Origin of the sequence: Frankia sp. AvcI1 (genome assembly GCF_001420875.1) — a bacterium.
In the GTDB taxonomy this organism is placed as follows: domain Bacteria; phylum Actinomycetota; class Actinomycetes; order Frankiales; family Frankiaceae; genus Frankia; species Frankia alni.
The window spans coordinates 133,201-149,886 of the sequence record NZ_LJFZ01000011.1; the positions used below are offsets into that span (position 1 = coordinate 133,201).

The 16,686-nt window shown below is 74.4% G+C and carries 7 protein-coding genes, 1 tRNA gene and 19 pseudogenes; 5 read left to right on the forward strand and 22 right to left on the reverse strand.

What is annotated here, in order from left to right; genetic code table 11:
- Positions 1 to 361: 361 nt before the first annotated feature.
- The 6 genes and pseudogenes from hpt to dacB form a co-directional block, all read right to left on the reverse strand.
- Complete coding sequence (hpt, locus tag UK94_RS13755; protein ID WP_235487817.1) at positions 362 to 2,125, reverse strand: hypoxanthine phosphoribosyltransferase; 1,764 nt, start codon at positions 2,123 to 2,125, stop codon at positions 362 to 364.
- A 169-nt stretch (positions 2,126 to 2,294) separates the two neighbouring features.
- Positions 2,295 to 2,447: zinc-dependent metalloprotease (locus UK94_RS51215; protein ID WP_235487879.1), on the reverse strand; the 153-nt coding region annotated here is incomplete at its 5' end.
- Between the two features lies 1 nt (position 2,448).
- Positions 2,449 to 2,827 (reverse strand): annotated as a pseudogene (locus tag UK94_RS51220) (zinc-dependent metalloprotease); the annotation flags it as partial.
- Between the two features lies 1 nt (position 2,828).
- Positions 2,829 to 2,959 (reverse strand): annotated as a pseudogene (locus UK94_RS51225) (zinc-dependent metalloprotease); the annotation flags it as partial.
- A gap of 32 nt (positions 2,960 to 2,991) precedes the next feature.
- A pseudogene (locus UK94_RS51235) lies at positions 2,992 to 3,407 on the reverse strand (zinc-dependent metalloprotease); the annotation flags it as partial.
- Positions 3,408 to 3,589: 182 nt separating this feature from the next.
- Positions 3,590 to 5,056 (reverse strand): D-alanyl-D-alanine carboxypeptidase/D-alanyl-D-alanine-endopeptidase, encoded by a 1,467-nt coding sequence (gene dacB / locus UK94_RS13765; protein WP_055750148.1) that lies wholly within the window; start codon positions 5,054 to 5,056, stop codon positions 3,590 to 3,592.
- Between the two features lie 756 nt (positions 5,057 to 5,812).
- Here dacB and UK94_RS51240 point away from each other — a divergent pair.
- On the forward strand, positions 5,813 to 6,066 hold a 254-nt coding region (locus tag UK94_RS51240; RefSeq protein ID WP_313949502.1), incomplete at its 3' end, for an inorganic diphosphatase.
- A gap of 1 nt (position 6,067) precedes the next feature.
- Positions 6,068 to 6,352, forward strand: a pseudogene (locus UK94_RS51245) (inorganic diphosphatase); the annotation flags it as partial.
- Positions 6,353 to 6,667: 315 nt separating this feature from the next.
- Here the strand turns inward: UK94_RS51245 and UK94_RS13775 are convergent.
- Positions 6,668 to 6,739: transfer RNA gene (locus UK94_RS13775), tRNA-Thr, on the reverse strand.
- Positions 6,740 to 7,111: 372 nt separating this feature from the next.
- On the opposite strand from UK94_RS13775, the gene UK94_RS51250 reads away from it, so the two are divergent.
- Positions 7,112 to 7,384 (forward strand): response regulator (locus UK94_RS51250; protein ID WP_235487820.1); only part of this gene is annotated, 273 nt, incomplete at its 3' end.
- Position 7,385: 1 nt separating this feature from the next.
- Positions 7,386 to 7,846: pseudogene (locus UK94_RS51255) on the forward strand (response regulator transcription factor); the annotation flags it as partial.
- Between the two features lie 48 nt (positions 7,847 to 7,894).
- Here UK94_RS51255 and ricT read toward each other — a convergent pair.
- The 15 genes and pseudogenes from ricT to UK94_RS51330 all read right to left on the reverse strand — a co-directional run.
- Positions 7,895 to 9,061: a regulatory iron-sulfur-containing complex subunit RicT gene (gene ricT, locus UK94_RS13785; RefSeq protein ID WP_041939925.1), complete on the reverse strand. Its 1,167-nt coding sequence runs from the start codon at positions 9,059 to 9,061 to the stop codon at positions 7,895 to 7,897.
- 231 nt (positions 9,062 to 9,292) lie between these two features.
- Positions 9,293 to 9,736: pseudogene (locus UK94_RS51260) on the reverse strand (DNA polymerase III subunit delta'); the annotation flags it as partial.
- 33 nt (positions 9,737 to 9,769) lie between these two features.
- Positions 9,770 to 10,142: pseudogene (locus UK94_RS51270) on the reverse strand (DNA polymerase III subunit delta'); the annotation flags it as partial.
- 1 nt (position 10,143) lies between these two features.
- Positions 10,144 to 10,436, reverse strand: a pseudogene (locus UK94_RS51275) (DNA polymerase III subunit delta'); the annotation flags it as partial.
- A 1-nt stretch (position 10,437) separates the two neighbouring features.
- A pseudogene (locus UK94_RS51280) lies at positions 10,438 to 10,546 on the reverse strand (hypothetical protein); the annotation flags it as partial.
- 30 nt (positions 10,547 to 10,576) lie between these two features.
- A pseudogene (locus UK94_RS51285) lies at positions 10,577 to 10,788 on the reverse strand (thymidylate kinase); the annotation flags it as partial.
- Between the two features lies 1 nt (position 10,789).
- Positions 10,790 to 11,473, reverse strand: a pseudogene (gene tmk, locus UK94_RS51290) (dTMP kinase); the annotation flags it as partial.
- Position 11,474: 1 nt separating this feature from the next.
- A pseudogene (locus tag UK94_RS51295) lies at positions 11,475 to 12,218 on the reverse strand (MFS transporter); the annotation flags it as partial.
- A gap of 1 nt (position 12,219) precedes the next feature.
- A pseudogene (locus tag UK94_RS51300) lies at positions 12,220 to 12,424 on the reverse strand (thymidylate kinase); the annotation flags it as partial.
- A 2-nt stretch (positions 12,425 to 12,426) separates the two neighbouring features.
- A pseudogene (locus UK94_RS51305) lies at positions 12,427 to 13,018 on the reverse strand (thymidylate kinase); the annotation flags it as partial.
- 82 nt (positions 13,019 to 13,100) lie between these two features.
- A pseudogene (locus UK94_RS51310) lies at positions 13,101 to 14,117 on the reverse strand (topoisomerase C-terminal repeat-containing protein); the annotation flags it as partial.
- A 1-nt stretch (position 14,118) separates the two neighbouring features.
- A pseudogene (locus tag UK94_RS51315) lies at positions 14,119 to 14,705 on the reverse strand (DNA topoisomerase); the annotation flags it as partial.
- Between the two features lies 1 nt (position 14,706).
- Positions 14,707 to 14,839 (reverse strand): annotated as a pseudogene (locus UK94_RS51320) (hypothetical protein); the annotation flags it as partial.
- Between the two features lies 1 nt (position 14,840).
- A pseudogene (locus UK94_RS51325) lies at positions 14,841 to 15,344 on the reverse strand (DNA topoisomerase); the annotation flags it as partial.
- Position 15,345: 1 nt separating this feature from the next.
- Positions 15,346 to 15,987 (reverse strand): annotated as a pseudogene (locus UK94_RS51330) (toprim domain-containing protein); the annotation flags it as partial.
- Here UK94_RS51330 and UK94_RS51335 point away from each other — a divergent pair.
- Positions 15,953 to 16,288, forward strand: coding sequence for a hypothetical protein (locus UK94_RS51335; protein WP_231861408.1), 336 nt, complete (start codon positions 15,953 to 15,955; stop codon positions 16,286 to 16,288). The pseudogene UK94_RS51330 and the gene UK94_RS51335 sit on opposite strands and share 35 nt — an antisense overlap.
- Positions 16,289 to 16,686 lie beyond the last annotated feature (398 nt).

The window sequence follows — 16,686 nt, forward strand, 5'->3', positions numbered from 1 at the left end:
CTTCGTCGATCTGCTGCTGGACGAAGTTCAGGTCTCGCTTGCCGTACTCACTGGGACCCGAGAGGACGCCCGTCGTGAGGATGATCACGAACAGGACCAGGAGCAGCAGTGGCACCCAGCCGCGGAAGATTCTTCTTGGAGTCATCTGTCTGGAGCGCCGGACACGAGCGCTCCACCCTCCTGACGTGTGTACTGCCCTCGATCGGGATTCCCTTGTGCCGAGGGTACCNCCGGTGCGCGCATCTCACCGCGCGTACATCCGACCAACGGACCGGCGGGCCGCACTGTTCCGGGCCGGACGAACCGGTGCCGCGCGGGGGTGTACGCCGCGGCGCGGTGCCGCGCGGCCTCGCCGGCCGGCTCAGGCCGGGGCCCCGCGCTCGATCGCCGCAGGCGTCAGGGTGCCGACGAAGGGGAGCGTGCGGTAGTACTCGGAGTAGTCGAGGCCGTACCCGACGACGAAGGCGCTGGGAATGTCGAACCCGACGTACCGGACGTCGACGTCGACCGTGATCGCTTCCGGCTTGCGGAACAGGGCCAGCACCTCGAGCGACGCGGGCCCGCGCGAACGCAGGTTCTTCAGCAGCCACGACAGGGTCAGCCCGGAGTCGATGATGTCCTCGACGACGAGCACGTCGCGGCCCTCGATCGAGCGGTCCAGGTCCTTGAGGATGCGTACCACCCCGGAGGAGGAGGTCGACGACCCGTACGACGACACCGCCATGAACTCCATGGTCAGCGGCACGGCAAGGGCCCGGGAGAGATCCGCCATCACCATCACGGCGCCCTTGAGCACGCCGACCAGGAGGATCTCCCGGCCGGCGTAGTCGGCGTCGACCCGGGCCGCCAGCTCCGCGATCTTCGCGGCGATCTCGTCGGCGGTGACGAGGACCTCGTCGATGTCGGGATGCGTGGTGGCCGCCCGCGGGCCCTCGTGGGGGCTGCCGGCATCGGGCGTCGTCGTCGCGGCCTGGCTCACCTGATCGTCCTCCTCGAAGTACGCCGCTGCGGCGAGATCCGGCCCGCGGTCGGCGGGTCCGGCGGGTGGCCACGGCGGAGCCACCGGTCCGGTGAGTGTGATCCGGTCCGCCCAGCGCCGGGCGAGGACACCGCCCGGCAGCGGCACGGGCTTCTGGCCGCGCCACCGCGTCACCAGTTCCTCCACCGCCCAGACGTGCTCGGCGCGCAGCGCCGACGCCGAGGCGCCGACGTCGAGGGCGGCCCGGCGCAGCACCCGCCCGCGGATCGCGGCGGGAAGCGCGGCGAGCGTCGCCACCGCGAAGCCGACCTCGCCGCCGGTCGGGCCCGGGGCCCCGGCGGGCCGTGGCCCGGGGCCCGCAGCGTGCATCGGATCGGTCCACGGACCCACCGCCGGACCCACCGCCGGACCCGCGGCCGGGCCGCCGTGGGCAGCGGTGCCGGCCGAGGCGTAGGCGTCGGCGGCGGTCGCGTCCAGCGCATCCGCGTCGGCCCGCAACAACTCGGCCCCGCGGGCCAGCGACTCCGCGATGCCCGGCCCGAGCTCGGCCTCCAGCAGCGGCAGGACCCGGTGGCGCACCCGGGCCCGGGCGAACGCCGGATCCTCGTTGGTCGGATCGTCCCAGACCGGCAGCCGCTCGGCGAGGCAGGCAGCCCGGGTCTGCTCGCGACGCAGGCCCAGCAGGGGGCGGCGCAGCAGGCCGTCGCGCGGGCGCATCCCGCCGAGCGAGCGGGCCCCCGAGCCCCGCGCGAGCCGTAGCAGCACCGTCTCGGCCTGGTCGTCCAGGGTGTGACCGATCAGTACGGCCCGGGCGCCCAGCCGGGCCGCCGCGGCCAGCAGCGCGTCGCGGCGGGCATCCCGTGCGGCGCCCTCCGAGCGAGGGGCGTGCGCGGTGAGCACCTCCACGGGACGCAGCCCGAGGGCCTCCCCCCGCTCGGCGACGCCGTGCGCGCGCTCGGCCGACGCGGGATCCCAGCCGTGATCGACCACCAGCAGACCGGCCCGCAGGGCCCGGCGGGGGGCGACGAAGGCGAGTGCCGCGGCGAGCGACATCGAGTCCGGCCCGCCGGAGCAGGCGACCAGCACCAGCGCGCCCGGGTCGAGATCGGCGACCGCGTTGCGGACCGCGAACCGGACCGCGGCCACGGCGGGATCCGGCGCCCGACCGGGCCGCGCCGTCCGTGCCGCCTGGTCGTGTGGGCCGCCGGCCGCCGGCCCGGCCGCCGCATCGTGGTGGTCACTGCCGGCGGCGGAACGGGTCACCGCGTGGGCCGGTGGCCGGCCGCGCCGGTGAGCGCCCCGCGGACCACGACCGTCACGCCGAGATCGACGGGCGACTGCCCAGGACGCGCTGCATCCACGCGGTGGGATCGGCCAGCTCCGCGCGGGTCGGCAGCGTCGTCGGCGACTCCCAGACGGTGTTGAAGCCCCCCACCCCGGCCTCGGCGACGACGGCCCGCACGAAGGCNCCGCCCTGGCGGTACTGCTGGAGCTTGAGGTCCAGGCCGAGCAACCGGCGGATGAACCGGTCGAGCGGGGAGCCGCCGTCGCGGCGGCCCTCGAACTTCGACCGGATGTCGGCGACAGTGGGAACCACCCGGGGACCCACGGCGTCCATGACCTGGTCCGCGTGGCCCTCCAGCAACGTCATGATCGCCTGGAGCCGGTCGAGCACGGCCCGCTGGGCCGGAGTCTGCAGCGCCTCCACCACACTCGGACTGTCGGCGCCGCGGTCGAACACCGCCCCGCGCACCGCGGCCACCGCCGAGCGGACCCGGTCCGCGAGGACGTCCGGATCGAGATCGGTGGCCTCGATGAACGCGGTGATCTCGGACTCGAGGTGGGACCNCAGCCACGGCACCGCGGTGAACTGGGTCCGATGCGTCTGCTCGTGCAGGCAGACCCACATGCGGAAGTCACGCGGCACGACGCCCATCGTCGCCTCCGCGTGGGCGATGTTCGGCGCGACCAGGCTCAGCCNGCCGACCGCNTCCGGCGTGGCCGACCCGTCNGGGCCGGCGAGGTACTCCTCGGGCGGCAGAAACACCTCGTACTGGCCCAGCACCTTGCTGGCGAGGTAGGCCAGCGCCGTGCCGAGCTGGATGCCGGTGACCCGCCGGCCGACGGCCGTGGAGAAGGTGCCGCGCTGCTGGTCGGACAGCTTGCCGAGCAGCGGGGTGGTGAGCACCCGCAGGCCGGCGACGTTGGAACGGACCCATTCGGGCCGGTCGACCACGTTGATGGGGGTGATGGCACCGGCCGGGGCCAGGTGGGTGTAGTCCTCCACGTGCCGCTCGGCGTCCACCGCGAGGCGGCGGAGTTCGGCGACGACCTCGCCGGCCTGCTCGCGGGTGATCTGCGGGCCGGGGCGGACCAGCCTTCTCGCCGTCGTCACGGCGAGTTCCCAGTCGACCAGCTCGGCGTCCACGAATCCGAGCGTACCGGGCCGGCCGGCGCTCTGCTCCCACGTCGCCCCCGCCGCCGCCTCGCCGCCGCATCAGGGGCGCCTCACTGACACCCTCGTCACGACGCGGCCGTCACGGGCGCGGCGCCGGCCACAGGCCACGGGCCACGGGCCACGGCGAGTCGTTCCCGCCGATCGCGGCCGGTTCAGCGAACCGGGCCGGTCGGCGCCGCGCGGGCGACCGGTGCCGGCGCGGGACAGCCGCAGCCGGCGAGCGCCGCCGCGACCCGGTCGAGCGCGGCCTTGGTGCCGCCCCCCTCCTCGGCCGGGGACAGGAAGGCGAACAGCAACAGCCGCCCGTCGGCGTCGACGAGCTGGCCGGCGAGGCTGCTGACGTTACGCAGGGTGCCGGTCTTGGCCCGGACGTCGCCCGCGCCCGGGGCCGTGTCCGCGGTGGCGTAACGGTCGTTCAGGGTGCCGGAGAAGCCGGCCACCGGCAGCCCGGTCAGCACGGTGCGCAGGGCGGGTCGGGTGGGCAGGACCGCCGCTCGCAGCAGCGCCACGAGGGTGGCGGGCGCGATCAGATCGGCGGTGGACAGCCCGCTGACATCGTTGAGGGCCATCCCCGCGGTGGGGATGCCGAGTTCGGTGACCGTGTCGGTCACGGCCTTCGCGGCCCCGGCGAACGAGGGCGGCAGGCCGCGGCGCAGGGCGACCAGCCGGCCCAGGCTCTCCGCGAGGTCGTTGTCGGACTCGGTGAGCATGCGTTCGACGAGTACCCGCACCGGCGGGCTGTCCACCGAGGCGACGCGGGTCGCCCCCGCCTCGGCGGTCCCGGTGCCGATCGCGCCGACCGGGATCCCGGCCGCCGTCAGCGCCCCGGCGAACGCGGCCGTCGCCGCCGCGGCGGGGGTGGGGCTGCGCGGGCCCTCGGCGCCTGGAGCGGAACGACCCGCGTCGAGTTCCAACGCGGAGACCGGCGTGACGTCGCCGTCCGTCACGTAGTTGTCACGCCATCCAGGCGCCCGGTCGGGGCCGACGAACAGCGACCCGTCGCCGACCACTCGAGCCACCGAGGTGATGCCGGCCGCCCGGACCTGGGCGACGAGATCGGCGAGTCGGGCGAAGGCCGGGTAGCCGTTGGTGCCGGGCGCGGCGGTCAGCGTCGGGTCACCGCCGCCCACGAGCCACAGCGTGCCGCCGGGCGCTTGGCCGGCGGCACCCGCCGGTCGGCTGCCGGGCGGTCGGGTAGCGGGCGGTTGGCTGTTGGGCGGGGGGCTGTAGAGGACCGACGTGCGCAGCCGGGTATCCGGGAAGGTGACGAGGGCCGCCGTGGCGACCGCGGTCTTGAGCGTCGACGCCGGCACGGCCGGTGTGCGGGCGCGATCGTCCAGCAGCACGTGACCGGTCGACGCGTCGACGACGAAGGCGGCGGGCCCGGCGAGGACGGGGTCGCCGAGCGGCCCGGCAAGGCGGGCGGCGACCGACGCGGGCTGGGGCGCGGGCGCGGCCGGGTCCAGACCTGCGAGGACCGCGGCCCCCGCCCGGCCCGACCCGGAGACCGGCGGTACGGGTCGGTCGGCGCCGGGACCGGTGGACAGGGAGCCGGCGAGAAGGGCGCTGACGAGGGCGGTGAGCGCCCCTGTCCGAGCGACCGGCGCGGCTGACGTCACCTGCCGGACACTACGCAAGGCGGGTGCGTTCCGCCGACGGTGCCGCCTGCCCCGGCAGGCGCGGGCCCCCGGCGGGCGTCACAACGCCGGGCCTGGCCGCCGGGGATCGCCGGGCCTGGCCGCCGGGGATCGGATGTGCGGTCGTCCGGGCGTGGGCGTCCCAGGTGGCATGTCGCCTGCCGCTGTGTCACCGTATGCCGCGAGCCGTGCGCCGACCCGGGTCGGTCCACATGACCCGCGGGAGGGTCCGTCCGTTCGTCGTCCGGTGAGCTTTCCCGCCTGCGTGGCGGGTCGCGGCGGCCGGTGGGGGAACATCTGCCTGCGAGGCGGACCCCGCTCGTCGTCCGGGTTCGTCGTCCGTGTTCCGTGATGGTCCGCACCGCGGCGCCGTCGCCCGGCGGCACGAGGTCGGTGGGCACGGGGAGGCGGACGTGGCCCGGCGGCACCGGCCGTGGGGCGGCGGTGGCGGCGACGCCCGGGCAGTGGCGTTGCCGACCGGGTGGCTCGGGCAGGGGGTGGCTTCCGGGACACTGGGAGGGCGGCGGTCGTCGTCCGCGACACTTCGCCGTGTCCGTCAGGTGTTCCGGCGCGTGTCCCGGCGCGTGGCCGCGGCGCGCGGCACCCGGCCGCGCTGCCCCGGCAGCCGCCGGAGCAGGCGACCCCCGGCATCCGCCGGAGACCGACGAGTGAGTTCACACGTGGTGGCCGACCGGCGCGGACCGGGCCGGCCTGAGCATGAAGGAGACAGGGAGCGGAGTGGACCTTGAGTTCGATGTGACCATCGAGATCCCCAAGGGTCAGCGCAACAAGTACGAGATGGATCACCACACCGGGCGCATTCGGCTGGACCGGATGCTGTTCACCTCCACCCACTACCCGTCGGACTACGGGTTCATCGAGGGCACCCTCGGGCGGGACGGGGATCCGCTGGATGCGCTGGTCCTGCTGGAGGAGCCGACGTTCCCGGGCTGCCTGGTGCGGTGCCGGACGATCGGCATGTTCGAGATGACNGACGAGAAGGGCCCGGACGACAAGGTCCTGTGCGTCCCGGTCGCCGACGTCCGCCAGGAGCACCTGCGGGATCTGCGGCACCTGCCGGAGTTCGACCGGCTGGAGATCCAGCACTTCTTCGAGGTCTACAAGGACCTGGAGCCCGGCAAGTCGGTCGAGGGCGCCTCCTGGGTGGACCGCAAGGAGGCCGAGCGGGAGATTCTCGCCTCGATCAAGCGGCTGCGCGACGCGGAGGGCGCCGGGGTGGACGGGCACGAGCAGGAGGCCGAGCCCAGGTCTGCGTGATCAGCCGATCGGCGCGGTGGCGGCGCCTCTTCATGCACGGGCCCGCGGGCTTCGTGGATGACGAGGCGCCCCTCGTGCCGGTCTTGCGGTGGCCCTTGCCGCGCTGCTCGGGGTCGAGCGCGGCCCGGATCGCCGGCCCGGCGCGCTCCACCCGGTTACGCACGCCGTACGAGGGGATCGTGCCGTCCGCGGTCATGCGGCCGATTGTGATACCCGTGGATGCCGCCCACGCCGCCTCGAGCGTGCCCGCCTGTCGCACCGCGCGGCACCGCACGGCACCGCACCGTGCGGGTGAGGGGCCGTGCCGAGGGAGTGAGCCGGAGGCGGGGATTGAACCCGCGACCTATCGCTTACGAGGCGATTGCTCTGCCACTGAGCTACTCCGGCGATCGGCCAGGATCGCACTGGCCCGGGTCGAGTATGCCAGATGCCCGCGCGGTGCCGACCGCGGGTACTCGGCCGGCTGCGCGCCGCGCGGTGCCGCGGCCGCCGGCTGCCCGGCCTGGACTCGTGGCCGGAGCGGGATTCCGGCCCACCGTCGCGCCGATCCGGCGAGGCCGGGGTGCCGGGAAAGAGAACGATCCGGCGATCCCACCCCATCAGGCTGTCATGGGCACCCAGGAAGGCGGCCACGGACGTGACAATCGGTTTGCGGGTAATCCGAATCTTGTCACAATTTTCGGCTCCTGGCCCGTCGAACGACGTAAACCGCTACCCCGGTTGCAGTTGTTCCGATGAGGATGCGTAGGGTTTCGCTTCATGACCGGGGCCGGGGACGCTGCACCTGCAGCGGCGACACGAGGAGCCTCGCTCCTCGTCGCTGAGGACGATGAGGCATCTCGCGTGGCACTTGCGCGCAGCCTCGAACGATTCGGCTATCGCGTGCTGGAGGCGGCGGACGGCGAAGCTGCCCTCCGGCTGTTCCAGACGACCGAGATCGATCTGGTCGTCCTGGACGTCGCGATGCCGCGGATGGACGGCTTCGCCGTGCTGAGCCGCCTACGCCAGACGAGCGAGGTGCCGGTGATCATGNTCACCGGGCGAGCCGAGGAGGTCGACCGGGTGGTCGGCCTGGAGCTGGGCGCCGACGACTACGTCGTGAAGCCCTACTCGCTGCGGGAGCTGGTCGCGCGGGTGCGGGCCCGGCTACGCCGCCGGCCCGCCGAGCCGCCGCCCCAGCGCACCGGGGACGGCAACGATCCGCTCGTGTACGGCGACGTGTCCATCGACCTGCGCGCCCGCGAGGTCGCCGTCGCCGGTGAGCGGATCGACCTGACCGCGCGCGAGTACGAGCTGCTGGCCTTCCTCGCGCGCCACCCCCGACGGGTGTTCAGCCGCGAGGAGCTGCTCGAGCAGGTCTGGGGTACCCGCTTCCAGGACCCCGCCACCGTCACCGAACACGTCCGGCGCGTGCGCACCAAGGTGGAGGGCCGCCCACCGCAGCGGCGGCTGGTGACCACCCTGCGCGGGATGGGCTACCGCTTCGACCCGTGAGCCGCGGGCAACGGCGGCGCGCGGGGTCGGGCTGACCGAGACGACCGGTCAGGGCCGGTGGCGGTGCCGGGAGCGCCGACGGGCGCGCTCCGAATCGCCGCCTGTCCCGCCGTCGTGCGCCGGTCCGCCCTGTGCCGGCGCCTCGCCCGCCGGGCCGCGGCGGTCGGTGCCCCGGTGTGCCCCGCTCTCGTGGCCGGCGGTGATCTGGTCGTCGCCGGCCTGGTGAACGCCGGTCTGGTCGGGGGCGGCCTGGACATCGCGCGCCTGGACATCGCCGGGCTGGATATCGCCGGGCTGGTCGGCGTCGACGGGCGCGGGGTCGGGCTCCGGGCGGGGCTCGAGACTCGGCGCGGCTGGGCTCGGCGGGGCTGCTGGGCTCGGCGGGGCTGGGCTCGGCGGGGCGTAGGCGGCCTCGTGCGCCTGCCGGGACGGGCAGACGTCGGCCCGGTCGCAGGAGGTCCGCCCGCCGCCGTCGAGCACCACGACAGCCTGCTGACGGGGCACGTCATGCCGGACGACCCGGCCCTCGCCCTGGGGAGTGCAGGCTCGTTCCCCGACGGCGGGCACAGCCGCGGCGAACTCCTCGTAGAGCGGGTGCTCGTAGCGCAGGCAGCACATCAGCCGTCCGCAGGCGCCGCTGATCCGCATCGGGTTGAGAGCCAGGTTCTGGTCGCGGGCCATGCGCAGGCTCACCGGCTCGAAGTCGGTGAGGAACGTCGCGCAGCACAGGTCACGCCCGCACGAGCCGATCCCGCCCTGCACCCGGGCGCTGTCCCGGGCCGACAACTGCCGCAGCCGCACCCGCGCGGCCAGCGTCCGGTTCAGGTCGCGGACCAGCTCCCGGAAGTCGATCCGGCCCTCCGCGCTGAAGTAGATCGTGTATCCGCCGGTGTCCGGCACATGGTCGACACCGACGATCTTCATCGGCAGGTTGTGCTCCCGCGCCAGCCGCCGGGCGGCGACCCGAGCCCGGGCCCGCCGGCGTCGGGACAGCTCGGCCCGCTGCACGTCTGCCGCCTGCGCCAGCCCCGCCAGCACGGGCAGGCCGCCGATGTCCTCGGAGATCCACTGTGGTGCCCACATGCAGGTGGCGACCTCGGGACCGTCGTCGGTGGGCACGAGGACCTGGTCGCCGACCCGGGGGGTGTGGGCACCCGGATCGGCGTAGTAAAGCTTCCCGCGGGGGGAGAACGCCACCGCGCACATCATCGGCATCCGGCCCGTCACCTTCCCTGGCCCGCGGGCCGGCTGGCCGGCCGCAACGATGGGCCCGCGTGGGAGGCGGGCCCGATGCGCGGCAGCGCCGGGTCGGGCGGGGCGTGCCGGAGTCGCCCGCCAGCGTGATCTGCGTCGCACGTCACAGTATGCCGCCAGGTGCGGCTTGGCCGCCCGTTTCGGCCATTCCGACCCCACCGGCGGCACCGCGCCGGGCGGACGCGGCCGCCGTCAGCCGTCGCGCAGGGCGAGGGTCAGGGACTCCACGGCGAGCAGCGGGACGAGGCCCGGGTTGTCGGCGAGGGCTGCCCGGGTCGCGAGCACGGCCTCCAGCCGCCGCAGCGTCTGCTCCGGGGTCGAGGCCGCCGCGAGGCCCGCGGCCTCGACCGCGTGGTCGGCATGGATCGGATCGACCGGCGCGCCGAGCTGCTCGGCGAGCACGTCGCGGTAGAGGCCGGCGAGGTCGACCAGGGCCCGGTCGAGGGAGTCGAGGATGGTGCGCCGCCCGCGGCTCTTCTGGTTCCGCTCCAGCTCCTTGAGCGCTCCGGCCGCGCCCCGCACGACCATCGAGCGTGCCTTGGCGCCCGCCTTCGGCGCCCGCGCGGATCTCGACTTCCCGCCGGTGGCGGTCGCACCGACGCCGAGGGCCGTCTTCAGCGCCTCCGTCTCGACCTCNTCCCGCTCGGCGTTCGCGGCCTCCGCATCGGNGTTCGCGGCGCCCACGAGGTCGGCGGCGGCGGCCAGGCAGTCCCCGACGCGCCCCAGGCGGCCAGGGATGCGCAGGACCGCCGCCCGGTGGGCCCTGGCGGCCTCGTCGGTGGCGAGGCGGCGGGCCAGCGCGAGGTGCCCCTGCGAGGCCCGGGCGGCCGTCTGCGCCAGCTGCTCGTCGATCCCCTCCCGCAGCAGCATGTCGCGCACGTCCGCAGCGGAGGGCAGTCGCAGCGCGACCGTCCGGCAGCGGGAGCGGATGGTGGGAAGCACATCCTCGATCGACGGCGCGCACAGGAGGAACACGGCGCGTTCCGCCGGCTCCTCCAACGCCTTGAGCAGCGCGTTCGCCGCGGCTTCGGTGAGCCGGTCGNCATCGGTGAGCAGCAGGATCCGCCAGCGGCCGGCGGTGGGGGCGCTGGCGGCGTCCCGGACCAGGGCGCGGACGTCCTTGACGCCGAGCGAGAGCCCCTCCGGCGTGACGGTGCGCAGGTCGGTGGCGGTATCGGTGAGCACCGTGTGGCAGCCGGTGCACTCCCCGCAGCCGGGCGGCTCCCGCTCGCAGTTCAGCCCGGCGGCGAACGCACGCGCCGCCTCCTGCCGCCCCGCGCCGGACGGGCCGGTGAACAACCACGAGTGGGTCATGCCCGAGCGAACCCCGGCCGAGNCGCCACCACCGCCCGCGCCCGCGCGGAGGCCGGGGGAGGCCGCCACCGCGGCCGCACGCAGCGTCGCGACGACCGCCTCCTGGCCGACCAGCGTCTCCCAGACCGTCACGGGCTCATCATGCCCCGCCCGCCGCCCGGCTCAGACGCCCAGGGGCACGGCCCGGCGCTCCACCCGGCTGGCGACGACGGCGCGGATCTCGGCGTGAATCTCCTCCCGGGGGCGATTCGCGTCGACGGTGAGGTAGCGCGCGGGTTCCCCCTGGGCGAGCCGGAGGAACCCGTCGCGTACCCGGCTGCGGTAGGCGAGCAGCTCGGCTCCTGCCTCGTCGACCGGCTCGCGGAACGATTCTTNGGCCGGTTCGTCAACCGATTCTTCGGCCGGTTCCGCGGCCGGTTCGCCGGCCGGCCTGCGCTGCATCCCGAGGTCGGCGGACAGGTCCAACAGCACGGTCAGGTCGGGAACGAGGGCATGGGTGGCCCACTGGGCCAGCACGGCCAGTTCCGCGGCATCGACCGACCGGCTCGCGCACTGGAAGGCGATCCACGAATCGACGTAGCGGTCCGTGATGACGATGGCACCCCGGGCGAGCGCCGGCTCGATCACCCGGCTCACGTGCTCGGCCCGGTCGGCGGCGGCGAGCAGTGCCTCGGTGCGGGCGTGCAGGCGCGTCGAGGGGTCGAACAGCAGCTCCCGCAGCCGCGCGCCGGTCGTCGTGCCGCCGGAACCGGAGGTCACGACGACCTCGCGCCCGCTGGCCGCCAGCCAGGTCCGCAGCAACTCGACCTGGGTGGATCGCCCAGCGCCCTCGGCCCCCTCGACCGCGACGAACAGGCCGGCGTGACGGGGTCGCGTCGGCGTCGGCTTCCGGCCGCGCATCGCGTTCCACAGCTCCGGCCAGACCGCGACTCCGACTCGCTCGTCCATCTGGCGGTAGGCGAACAGCCCCACCGCCACCGCGAGCAGGCCCCCGCCGAGCAGGACGACGGTCACGCCGTCCGCCCGCACGGTGATGTCGCCCCACAGGTGGATGCCGTGNGTGCCGATCAGGCCGACGAGCGCGGGGGCCGCCGCCAGCACCACCAGCAGGTCGATGCGCACCAGCGACTGCACCAGGGCGAAGGTCCGCCCCCGCAGCTCGTCGGAGACCTCGGCCTGAAGCAGCGTGTAGCCGGTCACCCAGGCGACCCCGGCGAACGCCCCCACGGCCACCACCAGGATGCAGGCGATGACCAGGTTCGGGATGATGGCGACGACGACCAGGGTGATGCCGGCGCCGGTGACGCAGACGCCGAACAGGCGGGTCCGGCTGTAGTCTCCGAGCAGCTTCGGGCCGGCCGCCATCCCACCGGCCAGCCCGATGAACACCGCTCCGAACAGAACTCCGTAGGCGGAGTCACCGCCGCCGAGGATCTCGACGTAGAGCCGGCCCAGGGCGATCACGCACCCGGCCCCCGCGAAGCCGCCGAGAATGCCTATGACCAGCCCGCGGACCAGCCGGTCATGCCCGACGTAACGCCAGCCCTCGGTGATCGAGGCCAGAAAACCGGGCTCGGGACCGGTCTCCGGGCGGGCGGCCCGGCCGATGCCCTTGAGCCCCCAGATCACGATGGCCGAGCCGAGGAACGTCGCCGCGTTGAAGTACAGCGCGAGATCGACGGAGGAGTCCCGGAAGAACGACACGCTGGAACCCAGCGTCCGCGAGATCGTCGCCAGCATGGTGAAGATGGCGGCGGCGAGCGGGGCCGTGCCGTAGGTCATGATCAGGCTCAGCGTGTTCGCCNCGGCCAGCCGCTCCCGCGGAACCAGGTGCGGGACGCTGGCGTCCTTCGCCGGAGCCCAGACCAGGGTGACCGCCTCGACCAGGAACGACGCGATGAGCAGCCATTCGAGCGTGCCGATGAGCGGGATCGAGACGAACAGCCCGAAGCGGATCACATCCGTGACGACCATCGTCAGCCGGCGATCCAGCCGGTCGGCGAGCGCGCCNNCGAGCGGCCCGAGGATCAGGGCCGGCATCAGCCGGACGATCAGCAGCGAGCCGATCGCGTACGCCTGCCCCGAGAAGCTGTTCTGTAGCTGGGTGACCAGCGCGGTCGTGGCCAGCAGGCCCATCCAGTCGCCGAGGCTGGACAGGCTGAGCTGGATCCACATCCGACGGAACTCGGGGATCCGCAGCACGGCGCGGATGTCGCTGTCGTCGCCGGCCGTGCTGCTTGCCCTGGGAAGCGGGGAGGGGACCGTCGTGACCGGATGCCGACCCGGCATACGCCCCAGCCGCAGCCGCCGGCCGCCACCGCGGCCCGCGCCGCCGTCATCGTCGTGCCGCTCGACGCCGCGGTCCGTGACCTCCTGCCGGTCGGCATCGGCCCCCTGCCGGTCGGCGCGGTGCTCGTCGGCCGGCAGGTCATCCGCAGGCGGGAGAGTCGTGCTCGCCGGGGCCGGGGTTCCGGGGGACGCGGTGACGGCGGGGGAAGCCGGGATGGTGGTCGTGGAGCCGACCGTGGCGGATCCGTTCGCCGCCACCGTGCCGTCCCCCGCCGCGTCGACCGGCCCGTGAGTCGGCCGGATCGGCGAGGCCATCAGTCCGTCCGACGGGTGCCACCGGAGGCCGCCTCCGCGGCGCCACCGCCGTCGTCCGGAGCAGACGACCCGGTGGCCGCCNACTCCTCGCCGACCTTCTTCGCCGTGCTGCTCTTCGTCCCGGACCTGGTCGTGGCCGACTTCGCCGCCGCGCCACGCGTGGTGGCGGACTTGGTGGTGGCGGACTTGGCGGCCGTCTTGGCCGTCGTGGACTTCGCCGCGCCCGTCTTCGCCGTCGTGGACTTCGCCGTCGTCGTCTTCGCGGCGCTGCTCTTCGCGGCCGTCGTCTTCGTGGCCGTCGTCTTCGTGGCCGTCGTCTTCGCGGTGCCTCGGGCGGCTCGCTTCGCGGGGGCCGGACCGCGGGCCCGGCGGTCGGCGAGCAGCTCCGCGGCGCGCGCGTCCGTGATCGACTCGACGGCGTCGCCCTTGCGAAGGCTGGCGTTGGTCTCGCCGTCGGTCACGTAGGGCCCGAACCGGCCCTCCCGGACGACCATCGGCTTGCCGCTGGCCGGATCGTTGCCGAGCTCGCGCAGCGGGGGGGTCTGGGCGGCCTGGCGGCGTCCGCGCGCCTTGGGCTGCGCGAGCAGCGCCAGCGCCTCCTCGAGCGTCACCGTGAACAACTGGTCCTCGGACTCCAGCGACCGGCTCTCGGCGCCCTTCTTCACGTAGGGGCCGTACCGCCCGTTCTGCGCGGTCACCTCCTCGCCGTCCGCACCGGCGCCCAGGGTGCGGGGCAGCGTCAGCAGCTTCACGGCGTCGTCGAGGGTCAGCGTCTCCAGCGACATCGTGCGCAGCAGGCTGGAGGTCCGCGGCGGATCGGTGTCCGTGGTGACGTACGGGCCGAACCGGCCGGCCTTGGCCGTGATCGTCGCGCCGGTCGCGGCGTCCACGCCCAGCACCCGGTCCCCGCTCGGGGCGGCCAACAGCTCCAGGGCGCGGGCCACGGTCAGCTCGTCCGGGGCCAGGTCGTCGGGCACGCTGGCCCGCCCCTCCCCGAGCTGCACGTAGGGGCCATAGCGTCCGACGCGCACCACGACCGTCGTGCCGTCGTCGGCCTTGCCGAGCGGGATCGAGTTCACCTCGCGGGCGTCGATCTCCCNGAGCCGCTCGCTGACGAGGTGCTTGAGCCCGGCCGCGGTCGCCGGGTCGGTGCCGTCCCCGGTGCCGAAGTAGAAGCGGGTCAGCCAGTCGGTGGACGCCGACGTCCCCGCCGCGATGTCGTCGAGGTCGTCCTCCATCGTCGCGGTGAACCGGTAGTCCACCAACCGGCCGAAGTGGTCCTCCAGCAGGCCGACGACGGCGAAGGCGACGAAGCTCGGCACGAGGGCCGAGCCCTTCTTCCACACGTAGCCGCGGTCCTGGATCGTGCCGATGATCGAGGCGTACGTGGACGGCCGGCCGATCCCGAGCTCCTCTAGCGTCTTGACCAGGCTGGCCTCGGTGAAGCGGGCCGGCGGACTGGTGGTGTGCCCGCGGGGGGTCAGCGAGCGGACCGCCAGCGGGTCGCCCTGGCGCACGTCGGGCAGGCGCCGCTCCCGGTCCTCCAGCTCCGCGTCGGGGTCGTCGGCGCCCTCGACGTAGGCACGCAGGAAGCCGGGGAAGGTGATGACCTTGCCGGACGCCGAGAACTCCGCGTCCTCCCCGGTCGACGACGTGGCGCCGAGCCGGATCGTGGCACTCGTGCCGCNGGCGTCGGCCATCTGGCTGGCGACGGTGCGCTGCCAGATCAGCTCGTAGAGCCGGTAGGAGTCGACGTCGAGCTCGCCGCGCACCTCGCCGGGGGTGCGGAAGTGGTCGCCGGCGGGCCGGATCGCCTCGTGCNCCTCCTGGGCGTTCTTGACCTTCTTGGTGTAGGTACGCGGGCTGGCCGGGACGTACTCCGGCCCGTAGAGGCTCTCCGCCTGGCTGCGGGCGGCGGCGAGCGCCGTCTCGGACAGGTTCGTCGAGTCGGTGCGCATGTAGGTGATGTAGCCGTTCTCGTACAGCCGCTGCGCGATCTGCATGGTGCGCTGGCTGGAGAACCGCAGCTTGCGGCCCGCCTCCTGCTGCAGCGTGGAGGTCATGAACGGCGGGTACGGCGAGCGGCGGTACGGCTTGGTCTCCACCGAGCGCACCGCGAACGCGGCCTGCGCCAGCCGGTCGGTGAGGGCCCGCGCGCCCGCCTCGTCCAGTCGGGTCACGCCGGACGTGGTCAGCTCGCCGGTCGGCGCGAAGTCCCGGCCGGTGGCGATCCGATTGCCGTCGAGGGCGACCAGTGTCGCCGGCAGCGGCGTCCGTTCCACGCCGCCGCCGGTCGCGTCCGCGTCGGCCCCGTCGGTTCCGGCCGNCCAGGCCTGGCGGGCGACCGTCGCGCCGAACAGGCCCTCGATGTTCCAGTACTCCGCGGCGCGGAAGCGCATCCTGGCCCGCTCCCGCTCGACCAGGACCCTCGTCGCCACGCTCTGGACGCGGCCCGCCGACAGCTTCGGCATGACCTTCTTCCACAGCACGGGGGAGACCTCGTAGCCGTAGAGGCGATCCAGGATGCGCCGGGTCTCCTGCGCGTTGACCAGGTTCTCGTCGATCTCGCGGGGGTTGTCGACGGCGCGGCGGATCGCCTGCGGGGTGATCTCGTGGAACACCATCCGCTTCACCGGCACCGTCGGCTTGAGCGTCTGGAGCAGGTGCCAGGCGATCGCCTCGCCCTCGCGGTCCTCGTCTGTCGCGAGGTAGAGCTCGCTGGCTTCCTTCACCAACGCCTTGAGCTTGCTGACCTGCAGCTTCTTGTCCGGCGTCACCACGTAGAGCGGCTCGAAGTCGTTGTCGACGTCCACGCCGAGCCGGGCCCAGGGCTTGCCCTTGTGCGCGGCCGGGACATCGGCGGCGCTGCGCGGCAGATCGCGGATGTGGCCGATGCTCGACTCGACCTGCCAGCCCGGCCCGAGGTAGCCGGCGATGGTCTTCGCCTTGGCCGGGGACTCCACGATCACCAGGCGGGTGCCCGAGCCGGGGGTCGGTTCGGCGGCGGCCCCGGTGGAGCCGCCGGAACCGGTCGCCGACCGGCTGGTCGGCCGGCGACCCGTGGCGGCTCGGCCGGCGGCCGCCCGGCTGCTCGGACGCGTGGCGGGCACCTCGGTCGGGGCCGCGCTCGCGCCCGGGCTCGGCGTGGAGCCGGTCCCGGTGGGCTCGCCGGGCTCGGCGACCGGCGCGGCTGACCGCGCGGTCGTCCGTGTCGTCGTCTTCGTGCGCGGTGGCACTTCTCTCCTCGGTGCGGCGTGCTCGGTGCGATGACCGGTGGGCGAAGCGTAGGGCGCCCCTCCGGAGCGTAGGTCCCGGATATGGCGGATGTTGCTCGGGCGGAGCTCGGTGCTGGATCTGGCGTGGCCCGGCGAACGGTCGTCCGGCGGGCGCTGATCGGGCGAGCGGCGGCCGCCGGTGTGCAAGCGGTGCCTCGGAGCACCGTACGCCGCTGTCGGATTCCGCGGAGCTTCCCGTCCGGGTATGACCCCGGTAGCCCGACGCTTACCCACGGCTCACCCGATGACGCCTGGACGGCCCGACCGGGCCCGCACGAGGGTGCGCCATGGTGGTATGAAGCCGCGATCTCAGGCGCGTCGATGTCACGCCGAGCGATCGATGTCGGCGGTTCGTGGCGGCGCCCCGCCGGGCCCGCCGGCCGGCGGGTACAA